Here is a 22,427-nt window from a genome sequence, read left to right as displayed (position 1 = left end):
GGACATATGGATCTTTCCGCAAATTTATTCAATAGCCTCAAGAAGTATTTGCATACTTTCTAGAACCTGTTGTTTTTTATCAACGGGTATTCTTTCAAAGATTTTCTCAAAATATTGGTTCATTCGTTCTTCAATGCTTTCATAAATCTTATGTCCACTTTCAGTGAGCGATATGGTTATATACCTTCTATCCAGAGGGTCTGTATCCCTCTTTGCCAGCTCACTTGTAACCAGATTATTTACCGTTCTGCTCATTGTACTGTTTTCTAGGTTTAATAATTGCGCCAGTTCATTTAAAGAAATACTTTTTGCACGGCCTATCTCTACTAATGCATGACACTGAGACATTGTTATACTGCAGCAGGAAATTTGACTTTCTTCTAAAACGCCCAGTTTTCTCTCAAGTAATCTTATTTTCTCACGCAATTGTCTTGAATCATCTATAAAGTTCATAACTAATTACCTCCCACAATTATTGTAACATACAATAGTTCGAATGCGCAACTATTATTTTCCAACCTTTCTCACATTGTTGTGTATAGTTTAACCATAAGGCTGCTTCCAAGAGTCAGAGACTAAAATTCTTTATAAAAAAAGATCAGCCTATTACTGATCTTTTTTGACAAAATTCTTAGGGTTAGGATTTCCATTTGAAGATAGCCTTCCTAAAACGAAGGTTGCAAAGTGTGCCGATGTAATAAAAAACGTTATTATTAGCAGGATAGCTAATATTAGTGTTCTAAATCTCATTCCATTACAACCTTCTTTACTGTTAAGCCCCTTCAACCATATCCCTTGTTCCATATCCAATATAGCCTAATACCATCAAAGCAATACTGAGTACAGTCATAGTAATAAAGATAGCTGCATCAAAATTATCAATCGGCATACGCGGAATCCAACTTTGAACCGCTGTTTTTGAGAACCATTCCGGCAAATCTAAGATTCCGCCAAAGTAGTTTAATGCAAAGGAATATCCCAGGTATACATAAATAGCCTTACCTAGTTTTGGTACCCAGCCTAAAGCCAAAGCTGCTAGTCCAGTAAAGAACAAGACAGAAGGCAGAAAGTTGTAACCTGCGGCTATAAATTGCCCAAAATTCATAGTTGTACTATCTCCCATTGCAGAAATTGCTGTACCGCCAAGGCTGCCTGCAGCCAGTAAAATTCCAACTACTCCGGTAACCAATGCCAAAATAACACTTGTCCAATAGAGCTGAGCTCGAGTCACTTTTGTAGCATAAAGCTGACTCAAATGCAGCCTCACTTCTTCTGCGTAAAGTTTATTAATGATGACAATTGGTAAAACAGAAACCAAGCCAATCATTACCATAATAATAGTTCCGGTAAAAGATTCTTCCAGCGAAACACCTGTCAGCGTGAACATTTGCTTCATCATATCATTGCTACTAAGAAAGGTCTGCATATCTCCATAAATTGAACCGTAAGCTGCCCCCATTATCACGAACGCAATCAGCCAGCTAATCATTACTCCTTTGTTAATCTTGATAAACAAACCAGGTACCGATAACAAGGATTTTTTAGCAGACTCTCTACCCTCTCTTACCGGTAAGTAACCAGAACCCATATCACGTCCGCCTTCAAGGGCAAAAGCAACGATCACTGCAACGATACAGAAGACTATCGCAAAAATCAGAGGAATCCAATTGTTTTTAGTAAAAGGATAAGTCAGATAGGTCCACCCCATAGGATTAAACATTGAGAAATCAACATTTGACACATCTGTAGCAGCACGAAGAATATATAGTAATCCGATAATGCCAAGAGATGAACCGGTAGCACTGGAGGAAGTTGGCATAATTTGCGCCATAACCAATGCAATGGCCCCTCCAAGGATGCCGGCCATACCTATCGATACACCAAACAATAGTGATCCTTCGGATGTAATCGTATCTGCGCCAAAACCAATCATAACGCCGGAAATAAAAAGGGCTAAAATAGCATTAATGAGTATTATTTCTGTGATTACAGCAAGAGAATTAGCTTGACGTCCTACCCTGAAGGAGCGCACTAGTTCAGTAAGTCCGTGATCTTCTTCCTTTCGTGTATGGCTTACAACATGTAAAGCAGCTATAATCATCGCAAATAAACCACAGAACAACAGCATTTCATGGGCATACATAGCCCCCAAGGTATAATCTGCTGCCGACTCTACTGGTGTAGGACCAACCATTGATATCATGGCAGGATTTTTGAGGGTTTCAAACATTCCCAGCAAGCCTTGTCCCTTACTAATTTCTTCAAAAGCCGGAATAAACCCTCCTGAAAATAAACCCAGACCCAAAATCCAGATAATAGCTTTTTTCCAATCACGTTTCAGATACATTTTAAACAGTGCACCCCAACGTGCAAATTTTTCTTTCATGATAATTCCCCCTTCCCATGCTAGACTTCATAGTGACGCATGAATAAGTCTTCAAGGGTTGGCGGCACTGATTCAAACTTCTTAACACCTAATTTTGATGCTTTCAGTAAAATATCATTAATATATTCATTATCCACAGAGAAGGTAGCTTGGTTGGCCATTTGCTTGAAATCATAAACACCCTTTACAGATGCCATTTCAGCTACATTACCTTTTGTTACTAAGGTTACTGTAGAACGGGTCAAGTGTCGTAGTTCATCCAACGTTCCTGTTTCAACAACTTTTCCTTGGCGTATAATTACCACCTTATCTGCTAAACGCTCTACTTCACTTAAAATATGTGAGGATAGTAAGATTGCTTTCCCTGCACGCTTAATTTTTTCAACTTCATCCTGGAACACAGCCTCCATTAAAGGATCAAGACCGGAAGTCGGTTCATCAAGAATATATAAGTCGGAATCCACAGATAACGCTGCAATCAGTCCAACCTTCTGGCGATTACCTTTCGAATAACTTTTTGCCTTTTTTTTAGGATCTAATTCAAAACGCTTAATCAAATAGTCACGTTTATCCTTATCTCCTCCACCATGTAGGTTTATAAATAAATCAATAATTTCCCCACCGGTTAAGCTGCCCCAAAGAGCCACATCTCCCGGAACATAGGATATACGCTTATGAATTTCAAGGCTATCCTTCCAAACATCCTTACCAAAGATTTTAGCATCCCCGGCATCCCCTTTGATAATTCCCAGTAAAATACGAATAGTTGTTGACTTACCTGCGCCATTTGGCCCAATAAACCCTACAACTTCCCCAGCATTTACTGTGAATGTCACATCATGCAATGCTTTAAATTTACCGAATTTTTTTTGCAAACCCTGCACTTTTACAATTTCTTTCATAATAAAACTCCCTTTCAGAATATTTTGAAATAGTCTTATAACGTGCTTTCCGGTCTAAAGCAAAGTTCAAAATACAGTGAAATAATATGAACTATATATTCAACTAAAGTTCATATTGCCTATTTTTTAAACGATGTTTTAAACTAAAGTTCATTTATTAGTTCTATTATAGTTCTCTTTATTCGTTATGTCAATAGGAGCCACAACATTTTGAACTATTATTGATTTGATAATTCAAAACTTATACTATATAATATAGATATCCATTTAATATTATTTTGGCATAACGGACAGAAAGAAGGTTATTGAATGAATGGTTATGAGAAGAGGACACAGGATAAAAGAAATCAAGTCTTAGAAGCGGCTTTTGAGTTGATGAGCAAAGATGGCGGCATAGAAAACCTAACAATAGATGATGTGGCCAAAAATGCTAAGGTTAGTAAAACTTCCATTTTCAAATATTTCGGGAGTAAAGAAAATCTTATCAATGAGGTTTTTAAGTACTTTTTAGATAAAATAGGGAATACTGCCCGAGAAATTATGAGCAAAAATATGCCTTTCGAAGAAACACTCATTGCAATGACTCAAAATAAAATTAATCATATAAAAAAAATTAACAAACAATTTTATTTGGACTTGATGGATTTTTTAACCAGGAAGCAGGACAATGGATTATCATTGTTAATGGATCAATACACCAAAGAAAGCTACAGTATTATGCTGGATTTGTTCCATCGTGGGCGTAAAGAAGGCAAGGTTGATTTGAAATATTCAGATGAATTTCTTTTGCTCTATTTTCAATCTATTGTTGAAGGTATTTCCAGCCCACACATCTACGAAAGAATTCTACCTTATACAGCCCAATGGACAGAATTGCTTATTAAAGGTATTGCGCCAAGTAAATAGACTTGCTACAAAACAGCTTAAGGTATTTCACAAAAATATGGGTTCCAAGAAATCGCAATCTCCACTCCTATTCAACTGCGGAAATAGCAAATTCTTGGGACCCTTTGCTTGTTACAAAAACATGGCAAGCAAAGGGTCCCTCTGATTTTTAGTCTTCCTTAAATATTGGCATTATATTAACTTTAAACTCAAATTCCTTTTCATCCAGCCTGTACTTCTGTAAAAGTTCCGGACCACAGGAATTGGAGCCTACTCCGCTCATCTTATAGTCAATGTTAACTATGGTCTCTTTTCTTTTTTTCAGTTCATGTGGATGTCCAGCGGCAGTCAAATCCTCCGGTGTGTAATGGGCTGCATTGAAAGAAAATTCATTGTCACTTGTAAACTTCAATCCCATACCCAGCTCATTGGATATTATACACCACTGAGTTCCGTATCTTGAGCCATTTTCCTGAGGAACAAGATAGTTTTCAAACATTTCATCAACTGTGGTGAGGTATCTTCCAACCTTTACGCTTTGGCATTTATCTATATAGGACTCATGAGGTCCATTTCCAAAGTACTCAACCTCTTCCGTCCCCTCCGTCATCTGCAGCTGCAGGCCAAACCTTGGCAGGAATACGAGGTTTTCACGAACTTTGACATAAGTATTAAGAGCTATTTCACCGGATCCTGATATGGTCCAAATAGCCTGTCCTTTTAACAGCGGAAGATTCGTATATCCCCCTAATGAGAAATCAACAGCTATATCCACACAGGAATCTGTTTGCTTCAATATCCGGGCCCTATATACATGCATAAAAGCCCGGTCAATACCTTCTGCGGACCACCGATGCTTTATATTTCTGTCATTATCCGTTGGAGCCCGCCATACATTGAACTTGGGCATAGCACTTATAAGTTCCACATTATTCTTTCTTATGCTGGTAAACCCTCCATGATACAGGTCAAACCTATGGCAGAAGTCAAAACCTTCAATGGTAACTGTATGTCCCTCTTGGACTACCTTTATAAAAGGTATCTTTGAGTTTTCACACTCTTCTATTTTCTCTACCGGCAGCCTGAATTGTTCAAAGGTTACCTCATAACCTTTTCTTTGCCATAGTGTGTTCTGTTTCTGGTGGAAGGATACTGTAAGATAGTAACTGCTCTTTGAAGCTTGCGGCAACTTATAATCCAGTGTGATTGTTTCTGATTCATGTGGTAGTGTAGTAAGTCCACTCACTTCACCCTGCTGTACTATCTCCCCGTCTTTCTCCACTGTCCACTGCAGTGATAGGTGTGAGAGATCAATAAAATCATATAGGTTAGTAATCTTAACCTGTCCCTTTTCTAGATTCACTGCTTCCACTTTAACAGGAGCAATGACCTTCTTTAGTTCAAGAAGGCCTGTATGAGGTCTTCGATCAGGATATACCAAGCCGTCCAGACAGAAGTTACCGTCATTTGGTTTGTCCCCAAAATCTCCACCATAGGCGTAAAATTCGGTGCCTTCTGCAGTAGCCGTCTTTATCCCATGGTCACACCATTCCCAAACGCAGCCCCCCATTAGCTTTGGATACTTATATATGATATCCCAATAATCCTTGAGGTCCCCGGGCCCGTTACCCATAGCATGGCTATATTCGCACAGGAAGTAAGGCTTTTTATTTTCTTCCTTGCTGGCATATTCTTCAATATACTGAGTGGAGGCGTACATACTGCTTACCATGTCTAAGACCTCAGTATCTGTACTGCCCTTGTAGCACTCATTTGCCCCCTCATAATGTACTAGTCTTGAACCGTCCCTATCCTTTGTCCATCTAGCCATGGCAATATGGTTGATGTCATAACCGGATTCATTTCCCATGGACCATATTATAACAGAAGGGTGATTTTTATCTCTTTCAACCAGCCTTACAGCCCTGTCTAGAAAAGCCTTCTGCCACTGCAGATTCTTTGTCAGCATATGAAAATCACCAACAGACTGTACTCCGTGACATTCCAGGTCTGCTTCATCTATGACATAGAAGCCGTATTCGTCGCACAAATCCAAAAATCTTGGATCGTTTGGATAATGTGAAGTTCTTATGGTATTGACATTATGACTTTTCATAAGGGCCAGGTCTTTTTTCATGTGGTTCAGCGGTATAGTTTGGCCAAGTTCAGGGTGGGAATCATGTCTATTTACCCCCTTTAATTTGATAGCTTTTCCGTTAACCTTGAAGACACTGTCCTTGACTTCAATCCTTCTAAAGCCAATATTAAACAAAAGCACTTCCTCTCCGCTGCTTATGAAGAGTTTATACAGATATGGGGCTTCAGCATTCCAAAGAGCTGGGGCTGTAAGCTCCAAAACAATGCTTCCCTTACTTTTTATAGTAGCTTGTCCACTCGCAGCTACCTTTCCCTCTGCATCCTTCAATACTGCGGTGGCTTCTATGCTTCCCACAGTTTCAATTTGGCAGTTTAAGTAGCCCACTTTAAAATCCTCTGAGAGATTTTGTCTCACGAAGACATCCCTTATATGATTTCTATCTCTGGCCAGCAGGTACACGTCTCTGAAAATGCCGGAAAACCTCCACAAGTCCTGGTCTTCCAGATAGGACCCGTGGCACCACTTCAGTACCATTACCGCTATTCTGTTTTTTCCCACTCTTATATATGGTGAAATATCAAACTCCGCAGGCATTCTGCTGCCTTGGCTGAAGCCTATAAATCGGCCGTTTATCCATAGATAAAAGCAGGAATTTACCCCCTCAAAAACAATATATTTTGATTTTCCATCCCAGTTTTCTGGTACATTAAAGTCTCTCACATAGGTACCTGCAGGATTTTCATTGGGTACATAGGGAGGATCGCAGGGAAAAGGATAATTTATATTGGTATAATGACATTGGTCATAACCCTTAACCTGCCAGCAAGAAGGCACTATCAGGTCGTCCCATTCACTGACATCCCTGCCCTCCTGGTAAAATCCATCTTCAACTTCCTTTATACTGGAATAATATTTAAATTTCCAAGTCCCGTTTAAATTCTGATAGAAATCCGACTGTCCCCTTTTCTTTGACAAGGCTGCAGCTTCAGACCTGTAGGGTATAAAATAGGCCCTTGGAGCTTCCCTGTTTACTTCCATCACATCTAAATCTTCATAGTATTTAGGTACATTTATCATCTAATCCACCCCTTTATCCTTATTTCAATGAGTATTTAGTAATGAGTAATTAGTAATTAAGGCAGAAATTCAGCAGAGCTGAATTTCTGCAATTACTCATTTAGAAAATTACGTTAATACGAAATTTTCTTTTATTGCGCACCACGTCACAGAAACATATAATTATATTAATCTCACAATTCAATTATACCCCTTAACAAATAAGAGCGTAAATCAAAGGATATTGCCAAACATATGATAATATTGACCTGGAGGTTAAAATGGAGAGTTTAATTTTGTATCCCGTATTACATAAAAATATAGCTAATCTGCCCTTTTATGTAACCGGTCTGGGTATCAATTACTTGGAAGGCGGCATAACACGAAAGGATGGCTTTCAGGATTATCAATGGGCTTATTGCATTAAAGGATCTGGCAGGTTCATTATCGAAAATAAGACCTACGACATCCCTGTCAACAGCGCCTTCTTTTTCAGAAAGGCTCTTCCACATCAATATTTCACTGTGGAAGAGCCTTGGGTTACCAACTGGATAACCTTTAACGGGGCTGCCGTAGAAGGCCTGTTAGATTACATGAATATAGGTAACCATGAAGTGATCAGCATAGTCCAAAGGCAGGACTTGGAATACATTATGGAGGATATCTTCAGCCTCCTTTCCCCTTCTAACAGCGGAAAGGATGTAACGGCCTCAAGCTTATTATATAAGTTTCTTATAAAGATGAAGGACTTTAAAGATACTTCCAGTAAAGAAGAAAATATAAACCTATTTAAAAAGCTGCAGCCGGTAATAAATCTAATGGCGGAAAATTATAACAGGGTTATTACTCTTGAAGAAATGGCAGATAAAATAGAAGTAAGCAAGCATTATCTATGCAGGATTTTTAAAAAGGCCTACTTGGTTACACCCTTTCAGTATTTAAATCAACTTAGAATCCAAAAGTCAAAGGAAACCATGATGAATAACAAGCTGCTTAAAATTAAGCAGGTTGCCTATAATTCAGGCTTCAGCGATGTAAGTTATTTCTGCTCAATGTTCAAAAAAATAGAGGGCTGCACCCCCATTGAGTTTAAGAAAACCCACTAGCCATGAAGGTGATTAAGTGAAAAAACTATAGAGTCAGGTACAGCAATGCACCTGACCCTATAGCTTGTATATTTCTTTTATTTACCCATTACTTTTTCATAAGCAGCAGTACGTTCATCAATGATAGCCTGACCACCTGAATTTAGGTAGTCATTTAATCCGCTATCGAATACAGAGTCAAACTTATTTGCTGGAGCTGCAACTGCTTGAGTTAATAATGTATCACGCTTTTCATTAAGTGCAGGTCCCATACCTTCTTCTGCCTGTATTGCACCTGCATTAACCTTCTTAGTAAATACTCCGTCAAGTATGCTGGCGTCATAAGCCTTCTTAATATACTTAGCATCAACGCCTACATAGCTAAATGCCATAGATTTTAAAGTAAGTTCTTTGTCACCAAGGTCTAGACCGTTAAGAGTAATTGTGTAGTCTATGTTGCTAGGTGAATTCATAATTTTATCACCAGTTGCTGATAACATCTTGATTGCACCGTCAGCTGTCTTTTCATGGTTAACGCCTTCTTCACCAATCTGTAAGAACATGCGGTGTTCAAGATCGCTTATCCAGTCAAGGTAAAGTAATGAAGCAAGAGGTTCTTTGTTAGTAGATGGGAAGAATATCTTACGGTCAACTGGATCTGATAAGAATTTGGCATATTTTCCTGCATCATTCTTAAATGGGCTAATAGCTATATATGAAGCTTCTTCACCAGCTATTCTCTTTATGCTGTTATTGATACTGTTTTCACCATCACGGTAAGGATAATCCCAGTTATGGATGAATGCACCAACATAACCAGCCTTCATCATATTGTCCTCTGTCTTATCGCCTGCAGGATACATTGCGAAGTCCTTCCAAACAAGTCCTTCATTATACCATTGGTTAAGTTTTCTGACACCCTCTTTGATACCAGGGAATAAAAGCTTTCTGTCATCAAAGCCATATATATACTTTTCTTTTTCAGTGATTGTGCTTGGAACGAAGGAAGCTAAAAGATGATCTGCACGCCAGCCAATATCAAAGCTGGTAGAGAATGGTACCATCTTATCAGCATCTGCTCCTAAAAGTAAGCTTGCATTATCTTTGAATGCTTTTAACATTGCTTCGAATTCTTCTAAAGTAGTTGGTTCTGGTATATTAAGCTTTTTGAGCCAGTCTTCACGTACGAAAACGTTAGTACGTGCTTGGTTTGCAAGACGTGCTTCAATTGCCCATATAGTACCAGTTTCAGGATCTTTATTGTAATTTATATTAGTTTCAGTTAATAAGCCAGTTAGATTAGGTAATAAGTCTTTATATTCTTCAATTAGCGGAGCTAAGTCAAGAACTCCACCCATCTTTGCATAAGTCTGAACTGTTGGATAACTGTAAGTTACAGCAATATCCGGTGCAGTACCAGCTGCAAGAAGGTTGTTGATTTGTTCAACTTCTGTCCAACGTGGAACAGGAACAAAGGTTACTTCAACATTATGATCACGCAGCATTCCTTCTTTAATGTAGTTTGTAAAGAAGTTATCTTCCGGCTTGGAACCGCCCTCATTTCCACGGTCATAAACTTCTACTGTAATCTTTCTTGTAGTAGTAAATCTACCGTTAACGATTTCAGCATTTTCTTCTGTTTTAGTACCAGCATCAGGCGTAGTACTTGGAGTTTCAGCTGTGGTCTTCTTACAACCGCTAAATAGCATAGCAGACATTGCAACTGCCATTATAATTGAAATTGTTTTTTTCATAATGTCCCTCCTTAATTATATATATAAACGTGTTTGACACATTGTGTCCATAAATTACATTAGTTAAGTTACTACTCTTTTACTGCTCCTAAAGTAACCCCTGCAATGAAGTATCTTTGAAGCCATGGATAAACAAGTAATATTGGAACAGTAGCAAACATAACCGTTGCAGCTTTCAATGTTTCTGAAAGCCCTGGTGTTGAAAAACCTTCTTGTATAGAAACTTCTACAGACTGTGCATTATTTAAGATATTATATAAAAGTAACTGTATTGGATAATACTTTCTGTCATTCATATACATCAGTGCATCGGAAAATCCGTTCCAGCGTCCTACCGCATAGAATAGTGATAAGGTGGCGATAACAGGCATTGAAAGTGGTAAATAGATTCGAATTAATATCTTAAAATAGCCTGCTCCATCAATTTCCGCAGATTCTCGAAGACTGTCAGGTATACCTTGAAGGAAACTTCTCATAATAATCATGTTGAATACACTGAGACATCCCGGAATAATAAGTACTAAAGGATTATTCAACAAGTTCAAGTCCTTCATCAGCAGGTAATTTGGTATAGTTCCTGCGCTGAAATACATAGTAATAATGATGAAGGTATTTATGATCTTTTTTCCTTTTAATTCTTCAAAAATCAGCGGATATGCACACAATGTTGTCATAGTCATAGATACAATAGTACAAATAACCGTCAAAATAGCTGTCCACGCCAGTGACCAGGTATACTTTGAGTCACTAAGTACTGTTTTATATGCGTCTAAATTCCATCCTTTAGGCCACAGCAACACCTCATTTTTTATTAAAGCATCTGCTGAGCTAAGCGAACGAGCTAACACATTCAAAAGAGGTAACAGACAAATTAATATAATTAGAAAGCAGATAAAAGCAATTATCCAATCTCCGATTTTAGTAGCTCGTGATTTTATCATAGTAGACTCCCCCCTTGTCTTATAAAATACCTCGTTCTCCAAACTTTTTAGCTATCTTATTGGCTGCAACCAAGAAAATTACACCTATTACAGATTGGAAAATACCAACTGCAGTGGTTAATGAGAACTGCAGTCCCCTTATACCATACTGGTATACAAAGATAGATATAACATTTGATACGCTGGTAACCATCTTATTAGCTAAAGCAAATGGACGGTCAAACTCACTACCAAGTATTCTACCAAGACTCATAATCAAAAGTATTACAATAGTAGGTCTTAAGCCAGGTAATGTAACGTGCCAAATCTTTCTGAAACGACCAGCACCATCAACTGAGGCTGCTTCATAAAGCTCAGGATTGATACCTGTAATGGCTGCCAAATAGATAATAGTATTCCAACCAACACTTTGCCAAATTCCCAGTAACACATAGGTTCCTACCCAATGTGGCGGTGAATTCAGGAAAGGAATTGAGTCAACCCCTAGCCGATTTAAAAAGATATTAATAAGACCATTTGTAGGAGCAAAAAGCTGCAATGCTAAACCTGATATAATAATCCATGATAGGAAATGAGGCAGGTATGCAATTGTCTGAGTCACACGCTTAAAGCGCTTAAAAGTTAACTCATTAAGCAATATTGCTAAAATAATAGGAGCCGGAAAACCTACAACCAGGTCAAGTAAATTAAGCATGAAAGTATTTCGTAATGCATATAGGAAATCACGATTTGAAAAGGCTTTAATAAAATGTTCAAATCCATAATTTCCTGCCCACTCCATCTCCCAGGCACTTTGAACGATACTGTATTTCTTAAATGCTATCTGTATATATGTCATAGGTATATACTTAAAGATAGCAAAATACGTTAAAGGAAGTACCAACATTAAATACAGCGGCCAAAATCGCTTTATATAGCTGATTCTTCTTTTCTTTTTAGCCAGCTTCATCTGGACTTTATCCATTTCCTCACCTCGTCTATTATATTTATTTGCGTCACTTAATATAGCCTTATATTATCATGCTTGTGTAAAGGTGTACATTAAATATCTAATTGTATTTGTAATATTTCACTATTGTAAATATGGCATCATATGATTTTTTTCGTTAATGCGAATAAATATACAAATACGTTTTATGTAAGTATGCGGTATTATCGCACTATATTACTGTTATTACCTGCTTTAAGTAAAGTATTTAAATTTAGATTTATGAATATATATAACTTTTTCACCCTAGATAAAGTTAGAAAATATACTACTTTATTAGATAACTTAATACACAATAACAGGGTTTAATACCCAATACATCCAATATTAAGCAAGACTTTTTCTTTTTCAACAAATATTTAAATATAAGTCTGTTTATTATATAATTAATGATTATAGTATAGAAACATAAATTACCGTACTTTAATTTATAGGAGATGAGATCACAAGTGAATCCATCAAAGTATATATACAACATTCATCCTAAAATTATATATTTTATTGATAGACATGCTATCTGGGACTGGACCCTTAATGATCATATAAATTACTATAATTTAATGCTGATTTACGATGGTAAGGCAGAATTTACCTGTAACAATACAACCATACAAGCTACAAGCGGATACTTACTTTTTCATAAGCCCGGCGACAGGAGAAAAGCTCATACTTTTGCTGATAACCCTATGAAAGGTTATGGTATTGATTTTTACTATACCTGTCCAGTATATGAAGACGGTGAATGGAAATATGTAGAACCAGAACTTCCTTTTAGCTACTTTCAAAAAATTGAAGATAAATACCTTTTTTCCAGATTACACGACTTATTTGCAAAACTAAATCGCTTCCATTTATCCACATCGGATACAAAAGAAGTAAGCGAAAGATTGATATTTACCGAAATATTAACTCTGTTGTTTAAGTATAAAGAGGGGAATGAATATAATTACGCCAATGCAAGGAAGGTAGATAAGGTTATAAACTACATGACTGAACACTACATGGAGAATATCACCCTTCAAGAGCTGGCTGATTATACAAAAATCAGTCCTTCTTACTTAGGCAATATCTTTAAGAAGGTTACAGGGAAATCTACTATTGAGTACCTCATTAATATAAGAATCAATAAAGCTAAATCCCTGCTCAAGGACGGTGTTACTGTTTCTGAAACCTCTAAATTAGTTGGTTTTAATGATATCTTCTACTTTAGTAAGGCCTTTAAAAAACATGAAGGCCTAAGCCCATCCCAGTATGCAGATTTGCAAAACGGGGAAGATTAATATAATTGACAGCTGCCAATGGACAATTGACAATTAGACTTGTTTCGTCTTTTGCTGCAAATAAGCAAGAGTTCCTTAACTTTTATAGTGAGATATTACAAATGTACGTATAATTTTCATGTATAAGCTTATGCCTGCATGTTATCATGATTATACTCTGCAAACGTATAGATTTTTAAGTCTATATTGACAGAAAAATTTTATGAGGATTGGAGTGATACTCATGAGGATGACCTTTAGATGGTATGGAGAAGGTAATGATACAGTTACCCTAGATCAAATAAAACAAATACCGGGGGTTGAAGGCATTGTTTGGTCTCTTCACCACATACCTGCCGGCGAAGAATGGCCAATGGATAGAATTCTAAAAGAAAAGGAACTTATTGAAAGCCATCGTTTCAATATAGATGTAGTAGAAAGCGTTAATGTTCACGAAGACATTAAACTGGGTCTTCCTACTAGAGACAAATATATTGAAAACTACAAGAGAACTATTGAAAAACTTGCAAAGGCGGGCGTTAAGTGCATCTGCTATAACTTCATGCCTGTTTTTGACTGGGCCAGAACTGATTTATACAAAGCTCTTCCTGACGGTTCTACAGCTTTGTTCTTTGAAAAGGCAAAGATTCATAACACAGATCCAATGGAATTAGTTGATAAGATTGCCAAGGGTGTTCCTGGGCTTACAATGCCGGGTTGGGAGCCGGAAAGACTTGCTCATTTGAAGGAGCTCTTTAAGGCCTATGAAAATGTTACAGAAGAAGATCTTTGGAATAATTTAAAGTATTTCCTTGAGCAAATTATTCCCGTATGCGAAATCAATGATATAAAAATGGCCATACATCCGGATGATCCACCGTGGTCAATATTTGGTCTTCCAAGAATAATCACAGGCAAGGAAAACCTGAGAAGGTTCTTAAAGCTTGTTGATAGTAAGTATAATGGATTAACACTCTGCAGCGGTTCTCTTGGTTCTAACCCTGACAACGACGTTGTAGAAATGATAAGAGAGTTTGGAGACAGAATTCATTTTGCCCACATAAGAAACATAAAGATCTTCGATAATGGTGACTTTATAGAGACCTCACATAGAACCTGTGACGGATCCATTGATGTTGCCGGAATCATCAAGGCTTATCATGATATTGGTTTTGACGGTTACGTAAGACCTGACCACGGACGACATATCTGGGGGGAAAAATGCAGACCAGGTTACGGTTTATATGACAGGGCTCTTGGAATCATGTATTTATGGGGATTATGGGACGCTCTGGAGAAAAATGAAGGAAAGCTTTAAGCGAGGTGCGAATGATGAAAGGCTTAGTTTTAAGCAAGGAAGGCATTAAGAATACAGAAGCTTGGGAAAAGTCAGGAATTGAACTACCTAAGTTCGATTATGAAAAGATGGCAGCTGCAACTTATGAGAATCCAGCCTGGGTACACTTTGGAGCAGGTAATATTTTCAGAGGTTTTACAGCAGTGCTTCAGCAAGACCTTCTTAATAAAGGCCTCACTGCTACGGGAATCATTGCTGTAGAAGGCTTTGACTATGAAATAATAGACAGAATTTACAAACCATATGACAACTTAAGCTTGCTTGTTATCATGAATCCGGACGGAAGCCTTGAAAAAAAGGTTGTGGCAAGTTTAAGTGAAGGTCTGGCAGCAGATGTTTCCAGAACATGTGAGTGGGAAAGATTACACCAGATCTTTGCAAAGCCTTCTCTTCAAATGGTGAGCTTCACTATCACTGAAAAAGGTTATGCTTTGAAAAATATCTCCAATGAGTATTTGCCAATAATAAAGGAAGACATGGCAGCCGGTCCTAAGACTCCAAAGACAGTTATGGCTAAAGTTACAGCCTTGGCATACACCAGATATAAAAACGGTGAACTGCCAGTTGCCTTTGTTAGCATGGATAATTGTTCACAGAACGGTTTAAAGCTTAGAAATGCAGTGGTTACCATTGCTGAGAAATGGGCTGAAGCAGATTTTGTTGAGCCAGGCTTCCTGGATTACCTAAAGAATGAGGAGAAGGTTACTTTCCCGTGGAGTATGATAGATAAGATTACGCCTCGTCCTTCCGACAGTGTAAAGGAAACTCTAAACTCTATGGGTTTTGAAAGTACAGAAATAGTTTGTACAAAAGTTAATACTTATATAGCTCCTTTTGTCAATGCAGAAGGTCCTCAGTACCTTGTAATAGAAGATAAATTCCCAAATGGCCGTATGCCATTGGAGAAGGCAGGAGTATACTTTACTGACAGAGAAACTGTTGAGAGAGTAGAACAGATGAAGGTTTGTACTTGCTTGAATCCACTTCATACCGCCCTTGCAGTTTACGGTTGCTTACTGGGCTATACTTCTATAGCAGCAGAAATGAAGGACCAATACCTAAAGATGCTTGTTGAAAAAATAGGTTATGCGGAAGGTATGCCTGTAGTTATCAATCCGGGAATACTAAATCCTGAAGATTTTATAAAAGAAGTTATCGAGGTTAGACTTCCAAATCCATTCATACCTGATACTCCACAGAGAATTGCTTCTGATACATCACAGAAGGTGGGAATAAGATTTGGTGAAACAATCAAAGCTTATGCTAAGACAGAGGGCTTAGATCCTAAGAACCTGAAATATATTCCACTTGCAATTGCAGGCTGGTGCAGATATCTTCTGGGCCTAGATGATTCCGGTAAGGAAATGCAGTTGAGTCCAGACCCACTGCTAAGCGTTCTGAGCCCCCACCTTGCAGAGGTTAAATTCGGTGATCCAAGTTCAGCAGGCAACAGCTTGAAGCCAATACTTTCAAACGTTGAAATCTTTGGTTCCGATCTTTACGCCGTTGGACTTGGTGAAAAAATAGAAGGCTATTTTGCAGAAATGATAGCCGGCGTTGGTGCTGTCAGAGCAACTTTGAAAAAGCACCTTGAAATTAATCAGTAATTAGCAATGAGTAATTGTGGAGGATTTTTCTTCGCTCCTCTACAAAAAATCATCTTTAATTATTCATTACTAATCAATCATTACTAATTGAAAGAAAGTGCTTCGCACTTTCTTTCATCTATTCAATCTTTTGGGCTTCTTTTTGAGCAATCAGGCACAGTTCAACTGCTTTGAAGGTATGCTCTTGAGTCATTGCATTTTCTGTTCTGTTTAAGCAATCCAAAATTAGCTGACCAAAGTATGGGAAACCAACTTGTCCTTTAACATCAAAATGATGTTCCCCATCTTTATTTACAAGATAAACATGATCTGTTGAAGCCTCTCTGGCTACGTCTACGTATTTTCTAAGTTCGATGTATCCATCGGTTCCTAGGATGAAAAGACGGCCGTCTCCCCAAGTGCTTAATCCATCTGGAGTGAACCAATCTAATCTGAAGTATCCAGTTGCTCCATTGTTTCCCACTAAAGAAACATCGCCGAAGTCCTCAAAATTTGGGTGCTCCTTGTAGTTATAATTTGCTACTCTTGGATTTTGAACTACGGCATCAGTAGCTCCGGTGAAATACAAGAATTGTTCCAGCTGATGGCTTCCTATATCGCAAAGTATTCCGCCATACTTATCCTTCTCATAGAACCAATCCGGTCTCCATCCTCCTACGCGGTGAGGTCCAAGGCCCATAACTTGAACTACTCTTCCGATGGCGTTTTGTTCAATCAATTGTCCTGCAAAAACGGAGGCTTCATTGTGAAGTCTTTCTCCGAAATATACAGCAAACTTTCTTCCGGTTTCCTTCACCTTTGCTTTTGCCTGTTCAAGCTGTTCCAAGGCAGTCATCGGCGGCTTATCTGCAAAGTAGTCCTTGCCCGCATCCATGGCTCGAAGCCCTATGGCACAGCGGTCAGATGGAATAGCAGCACTAGCTATTAGTTGAACTGATTCATCCTTAAGTATCTCTTCTTCACTCTGGGCAACTTTTACCTGAGGATAGGTTTTACAAAAATTCTCAACCTTCTTCATATCCGGGTCATAAACCCACTTTAACTGTGCTCCTGCTTCAATCAGTCCGTTACACATTCCATATATATGGCCATGGTCTAGGCCCACTGCCGCAAAGATAAACTCTCCTTCACTGCAAACTTTATTTGGTTTCCCCTTTGGTGCATAGTTCATTCCGCTTTCTTTAGTCATAATTACATCTCCCTACCAAGTGTTATTTTTTCATTATCAAAGTTTTCAACATTGGCTGACTTTTCATAAAAATGAGGCACGCTTGCTTGAATGCCGGCTACTGTATAGAATGGGTCATCTTTAGCTAAAGGCAGCTTTACAGGCTGTTTTGTTGAGGCTGACTTATAGATGGCTGTTATAAGCTCTAAGGCATTCTTGCCCTCTTTTCCAGGTATCAGTACCTTTTCTCCGGTTTCCAAGCTATTAAGTACGTCATCCAACTGGGCAGTGTGTCCATGATACTTTGTTTCAGGCAGACTTTCATAGTACTTTTCAATCTCCCTTTCCAGCTCCTCATTTCTTTCCGGGAATCCATTAGACTTTGAGGTTGAAGCATATACCTTCCATGGAGCTGAAATTCTTGCATTCTTACCTTGGAAAATAATCTGCTGCTCTTCACCGTGATGTACTACTGAACTGGTTATTTGACCCAAGGCACCATTCTTATATTTCAATATGGCAATTGATATATCCTCTACTTCTGCATTGTCATGGGAGGTATTGCTCATAACTGCCTGTACCTCCTCAGGCATGCCCATCATCCAAGCAGCCATATCTATATGATGTACTGCATGGTTTAATGTACATCCTCCCCCTTCCTTTTCCCAGGTACCTCTCCACCAGAGGTCGTAATAGCAATGGCCTCTCCACCAGAAGGAATCTATTTGAGCATGTACTATATCTCCTGCCAGCTTAGAGTCTAAGGTTTTCTTCAGCTTCATATAAGCTGTTGAATAACGGTTTTGCGCCACTACGGAAAGAAGCTTCCTATTTTTCTTCGCTGCCTCCAGCATGGCGTCACATTCCTCCAGGGAAGCGGCCATGGGCTTTTCGCATAGAACATTCTTGCCGGCATTGAGGCAATTAATTGATATTTCTGCATGTACGTAAGGAGGAGTGCACACGTCCACCAAGTCTATGTCATCTCTTTGTAAAATCTTTTTGTGATCGTCATATATTTCTGCATCTGCCAGATTAAACCTCTGTTTCTTCTCTTCCGCTTTTTCAGGATATATATCTACAAGGGCAACTATTTTACACCTATTCGGGAATTGAAGATATCCCTTGATATGTTCCTGAGAAATACTACCTGTACCAACTATTGCTACTTTTATCATAATAAATCACCAACTTCTCACTATTTTTTAATAAAATTTATTAGAAATTCAGTTCCGCTGAATTTCATCCATCATTACTCATTATTCTTTGAAATAAAGTGTGTAGCACTTTATTAGTAGCTAGTAATTCTGCTGTCGTCTAATCCCAAATAGGTGTCTGTTTCATCAACAATGCCAGTTAATTCTATTAGAGTTACGGCATTTTTGGTCAGTGTAAATTTAAGTTTAACATAGCCATCTTCTGAAGCTGCTCTTGAGGTAATCAATTTTGGCTGGGCTGCCTGTCTTAAGGTTTCTACGTCTGCTTTGCTTGGGAATCTTGGTCTGCCCATCTGCTTCCAGGTTCCCCATGGGTTGCCGTTATTTTCATCTATGAGCTGCTGTTTTATAAATACATCCTTAGAATCTATAGGAAGCTCAAGCTCGTATTCCCTTTCAAAACCCTCTCCCTTTTCCATTGACTCATTCCAAGCTACCAATGCTATGGACCCATCTTTTCTCCTTGTAACTAAGAGATGTTCATCCCTGTATAGACGTTCCTCTCCCATAGCACTGAAGAATGAGAACATGTGGAAAGCAGGCTTTGGAATGTTATTTAAAGCCATCAGTCCAAATCCGCCGTGGAATTGAGATCTTGGTACATCTGTTTCTTCAAACACATCGCTAAAGGTCCAATATGAGAAGGAATCTACATAGTCGGAACCTTCGCTTAAAATCCTGGCAAGATAGGCCGCATTAAAAGGAGTATCATGCACCGGATTTTGAGGATGATAGGAACTGTTATATTCGGTAATATGGAAAGGAAGATCCGGAAATGGTGATTCTTTGATCATTCCTCTTACAGTTTTAAACTCATCCAACATGTAGGTTATAGGATTTGTATCCTGATATACTAAGTGTGGAGTTCTTTGAGCCTCTTTAGTGGTATAGGCATGTCGTGAAACAAAATCCACCGGTACATTTTCTCTATGGCAGAATTCCAGAAAATCCTTGATCCAGTGATCTGCCCCTCCGCATATAGCCGGTCCTCCAACCTTCAAATCCTTGTTAACTTCCTTAATAGCTGTAGCTGTAACCTTGTAAAGTTTAAAATATTCTTCTTTATTTGCATCCTTCCAGAAGTTAGTCAGATTTGGCTCATTCCAAATTTCAAAAGGCCACTGTAAAACTTCCTCCAGGCCATACCTGTCTATAAAATGTTTAACAACAGCCTTCACAAGATTAGCCCACTTATCGTAATCCTTCGGAGGAGTTATATTTCCTTCCCAATAAAATACGGTGTCCGGTCCTGAAGCCAGTCTCTTTGGCATAAATCCAACTTCAACAAAGGGCTTTATTCCCAGTTCCAAAAAAGAGTCAAATATTCTGTCTATATATGTGAAGTTATAGAAGGGTCTAATCTCACCATCTACTATGTCCTCCCGGTAAATGCCCACGTCATCACAAAGCAATCCATGTCCTCTTATATATTTGAAATCTATACTTTTCTTTACCAGGGCAAGGGCATCTAAATACTCTTTTTGAAGAGCCAGCCCCAATCTTCCTGTTCCCACGCAATAATTCCAATTAGAAGGAAACACTGCACCGTGGGAATCTTTGTCCACTTTAATAAACGCCATTTTATATTCCACCTTTCTTTAATTGTCCATTGTCAATTATCAATTGTTTCCCATCCACAGGATATTTGTAACCAGTCTGGGATACAGCCTGCTGCCTCTTGGAGTTCCGGTATCACTGTTTACCTGGTCCGTGGCTCCGTCTATGCTGCAGCTTACCTGCTGCCACTTGGCATGGACTCTGTCCCATTCCTCTTCACCTTCAAAGTCAAGGTGAAGTATTTCCTTTATTACATACTGGCATAGGAATATCTTACTGTTCCAAGTATTTTTACTTGTTGAAGATAGCTTCCAGCCGCCTGAAGTTTCATCAATGCAAATTCCCGGTTTTATTACTGTTATGATGTGTTTCTTAAGAACTTTTATCATTTCTCCGTAAGGCCCCTCTTCACTGACTGATGTTGTATCCCCAATGATGTATGGATATATAAGAGCCTCTACCGCAGGTATTATCCTTGAGGTATTTCCTTTTTCAAATACTGCAGGAATATACTGTTCCTTTTCATCATACTTGCTCACAAGGGTATCTGCTGCTGCCTTTGCCTTTGTTTCAGCTCTTACTGCTAACTCCTTTAAGTCATAATCCTTAAATATTCTCTGTAAGAGCACATAGGCAGCCCAGGTCTTTACCCCAAGATACAGATTGTTTCTTGCCTGTCCAAGACTCACATCAAGGCTGTCATAAGTAGTTATTTCAGCACCGCCATAGCATCTTGAGCTGTCTACATCCATTATTCCGTCATTGTTCTTGTCTCTAGCAGCTAAGGATTCAAAGCACTCAGCAAAGATCTTAATATTCTTATCTACCCATTCTCTGTCCTTGGTATTTAACCCATATACTGCACCGGTAAGGATCCAGTTTAATAGTTCTTCATGGGTCATATAGCTGAAGCACCCATCTAAGTTTGGAAGTTCATAAGAGGAGTATCCCTTTGCTGTAAATCCATTTGCCACTCCCATGTCATGAGTAAAGGCTAGTCCTATCTGATCATAGTAACTGTAGCGCTCAACGAATAAGTCTAGGGCGTTTTTAATGGTCCATGGATGGAACTTCATTTCAAAGAACACGTGATCCACCGTCAAGTCAAAGGTGTTCATCATTAAATATTCACCTTCATTTACAACCCAAAGAGGAGATCCATCCTCTTTTTTCATCAGCTGGCTGCTGGCATGATAGCTGTGTGTGGCATGAGCTATAAGGAATTGTCTATGTTCATTTAGCTTAGTTTCTTTAAGCTCTTTGTCCCTTTCTGCAGCTATGGCTAAATAGTACTGAGAATTTTTAATTCCGAAGTCCAGTACACTTTCCAGAGAACTAAATAAGCCTGTATAGTAGAACTTTGTATCAATTCCTGTGGTTATAGCTGCATCCTGATAAGTTGCCAGAGCGATAGTATAAGTTCTTACTTCTCCTGCGGGAACCTTGAATATCAAAGATGGAGCTCTGCCAAGATCATGATTCTGGTAATTGTCATTTGCCCATGAAGTTAATATATCAAGCCTTGAAAACTCTTTTATACCTTCGCAGGCTTCCGCAGCAAAGCCATACCTTCTTTCACAGGCAGCACCAAGGTATTTTCCCTCTGTGGTTATTGATAGTCTTCTTTTTGGTCCTTCTATGCCAAATATCATTTCTGCGTCAGTATTGTTACTGCTGTTATCAAGGGTTAATTGGGCAAAAATAACCGGAGCAAAAGCCAGTTTCTTTTCCTCTTCAGTCATAGCAGCAGGATCTTTCACATTCCCAAAGGGAGTTAAAACAGAGAATTTAAAATTTCCGGCGGTCCATGTATCTGAGGCCCATCCCATTTCCCTGCTTATTTCATCTTCCTTAAATAAGGATACTTTCCCGGCCTTTTTTGTGTTAGCAATTTCTCCTGTGAATTCCTGCTCAGCACTTTTATTATTGATTGTACAGAAAGGCAAGAGTCTTATATTTCCTTCCTGCTTATACCCAATATAAACGTTATTTTCCGGCGGCCTAACGTCACTTAATACAAAGCCTCCACCTGCACCAATCTTACCCAGCATAAAGCTTGAAAATGCTCCAAAGGCGCTGTGATGTGCATAAAAAGATTTATTGTCCATCTCTACCATCTTCCCTTCTATCAGTATTTTTCTGTAGCAAAGATTCTTAATAATACCTT

General features: G+C 38.6%; 17 protein-coding genes. 5 read left to right on the top strand and 12 right to left on the bottom strand.

Features of this window, described 5'->3' with window-relative positions; genetic code table 11:
• Positions 1-24 precede the first annotated feature (24 nt).
• The 4 genes from FHY60_RS01925 to FHY60_RS01910 form a co-directional block, all read right to left on the bottom strand.
• A complete protein-coding gene (locus tag FHY60_RS01925) occupies positions 25-453 on the bottom strand; it encodes a MarR family winged helix-turn-helix transcriptional regulator (RefSeq protein ID WP_139902762.1) in 429 nt (142 codons plus the stop codon).
• Positions 454-606: 153 nt separating this feature from the next.
• A complete protein-coding gene (locus FHY60_RS18205; RefSeq protein WP_279230426.1) occupies positions 607-750 on the bottom strand; it encodes a BCCT family transporter in 144 nt (47 codons plus the stop codon).
• Positions 751-772: 22 nt separating this feature from the next.
• Entirely contained in the window at positions 773-2,386 is a 1,614-nt protein-coding gene (locus tag FHY60_RS01915) for an ABC transporter permease (RefSeq protein WP_139902760.1), read from the bottom strand.
• 20 nt (positions 2,387-2,406) lie between these two features.
• Positions 2,407-3,288 carry an ABC transporter ATP-binding protein gene (locus FHY60_RS01910; protein WP_139902757.1) on the bottom strand — a complete coding sequence of 294 codons (882 nt, stop codon included), beginning with the start codon at positions 3,286-3,288 and terminating at the stop codon, positions 2,407-2,409.
• Between the two features lie 309 nt (positions 3,289-3,597).
• Here FHY60_RS01910 and FHY60_RS01905 point away from each other — a divergent pair, with 309 nt between their 5' ends.
• Entirely contained in the window at positions 3,598-4,194 is a 597-nt protein-coding gene (locus FHY60_RS01905; RefSeq protein ID WP_139902754.1) for a TetR/AcrR family transcriptional regulator, read from the top strand.
• A 148-nt stretch (positions 4,195-4,342) separates the two neighbouring features.
• Here FHY60_RS01905 and lacZ read toward each other — a convergent pair whose 3' ends face one another.
• Positions 4,343-7,348, bottom strand: a complete 3,006-nt coding sequence (gene lacZ, locus FHY60_RS01900) for a beta-galactosidase, LacZ type (RefSeq protein WP_139902752.1) — start codon at positions 7,346-7,348, stop codon at positions 4,343-4,345.
• A gap of 260 nt (positions 7,349-7,608) precedes the next feature.
• Here lacZ and FHY60_RS01895 point away from each other — a divergent pair, with 260 nt between their 5' ends.
• Positions 7,609-8,433 carry an AraC family transcriptional regulator gene (locus FHY60_RS01895; protein ID WP_139902749.1) on the top strand — a complete coding sequence of 275 codons (825 nt, stop codon included), beginning with the start codon at positions 7,609-7,611 and terminating at the stop codon, positions 8,431-8,433.
• Positions 8,434-8,510: 77 nt separating this feature from the next.
• Here FHY60_RS01895 and FHY60_RS01890 read toward each other — a convergent pair whose 3' ends face one another.
• From FHY60_RS01890 to FHY60_RS01880, 3 genes are all read right to left on the bottom strand, one after another.
• Complete coding sequence (locus tag FHY60_RS01890; protein WP_139902747.1) at positions 8,511-10,166, bottom strand: extracellular solute-binding protein; 1,656 nt, start codon at positions 10,164-10,166, stop codon at positions 8,511-8,513.
• Positions 10,167-10,237: 71 nt separating this feature from the next.
• Entirely contained in the window at positions 10,238-11,107 is an 870-nt protein-coding gene (locus FHY60_RS01885) for a carbohydrate ABC transporter permease (RefSeq protein WP_139902744.1), read from the bottom strand.
• A 19-nt stretch (positions 11,108-11,126) separates the two neighbouring features.
• Positions 11,127-12,071: an ABC transporter permease gene (locus tag FHY60_RS01880; protein WP_139902741.1), complete on the bottom strand. Its 945-nt coding sequence runs from the start codon at positions 12,069-12,071 to the stop codon at positions 11,127-11,129.
• Between the two features lie 461 nt (positions 12,072-12,532).
• On the opposite strand from FHY60_RS01880, the gene FHY60_RS01875 reads away from it, so the two are divergent.
• The 3 genes from FHY60_RS01875 to FHY60_RS01865 all read left to right on the top strand — a co-directional run bounded on the left by FHY60_RS01875 (position 12,533) and on the right by FHY60_RS01865 (position 16,318).
• Positions 12,533-13,375 carry a helix-turn-helix domain-containing protein gene (locus FHY60_RS01875; RefSeq protein ID WP_139902739.1) on the top strand — a complete coding sequence of 281 codons (843 nt, stop codon included), beginning with the start codon at positions 12,533-12,535 and terminating at the stop codon, positions 13,373-13,375.
• 223 nt (positions 13,376-13,598) lie between these two features.
• Positions 13,599-14,672: a mannonate dehydratase gene (gene uxuA, locus FHY60_RS01870; protein ID WP_139902736.1), complete on the top strand. Its 1,074-nt coding sequence runs from the start codon at positions 13,599-13,601 to the stop codon at positions 14,670-14,672.
• Between the two features lie 11 nt (positions 14,673-14,683).
• Positions 14,684-16,318, top strand: coding sequence for a mannitol dehydrogenase family protein (locus FHY60_RS01865; protein WP_139902733.1), 1,635 nt, complete (start codon positions 14,684-14,686; stop codon positions 16,316-16,318).
• Positions 16,319-16,436: 118 nt separating this feature from the next.
• On the opposite strand, the gene FHY60_RS01860 is transcribed toward FHY60_RS01865, so the two are convergent.
• The 4 genes from FHY60_RS01860 to FHY60_RS01845 form a co-directional block, all read right to left on the bottom strand.
• Complete coding sequence (locus tag FHY60_RS01860) at positions 16,437-17,507, bottom strand: Gfo/Idh/MocA family protein (RefSeq protein WP_139902731.1); 1,071 nt, start codon at positions 17,505-17,507, stop codon at positions 16,437-16,439.
• A gap of 2 nt (positions 17,508-17,509) precedes the next feature.
• The gene (locus tag FHY60_RS01855) at positions 17,510-18,664 is read right to left on the bottom strand and encodes a Gfo/Idh/MocA family protein (protein ID WP_139902728.1); all 1,155 of its coding nucleotides are present in this window, start codon (positions 18,662-18,664) and stop codon (positions 17,510-17,512) included.
• Between the two features lie 113 nt (positions 18,665-18,777).
• Positions 18,778-20,283: a GH39 family glycosyl hydrolase gene (locus FHY60_RS01850; protein WP_139902725.1), complete on the bottom strand. Its 1,506-nt coding sequence runs from the start codon at positions 20,281-20,283 to the stop codon at positions 18,778-18,780.
• A 39-nt stretch (positions 20,284-20,322) separates the two neighbouring features.
• A complete protein-coding gene (locus tag FHY60_RS01845) occupies positions 20,323-22,368 on the bottom strand; it encodes a glycoside hydrolase family 52 protein (RefSeq protein ID WP_139902722.1) in 2,046 nt (681 codons plus the stop codon).
• Between the last annotated feature and the right edge of the window lie 59 nt (positions 22,369-22,427).

The organism is Clostridium thermarum (genome assembly GCF_006351925.1).
Classification (GTDB): domain Bacteria; phylum Bacillota; class Clostridia; order Clostridiales; family Clostridiaceae; genus Clostridium_AU; species Clostridium_AU thermarum.
The sequence above is the reverse complement of the archived record's forward strand: the minus strand, read 5'-3'. Positions and strand labels throughout refer to the sequence as shown.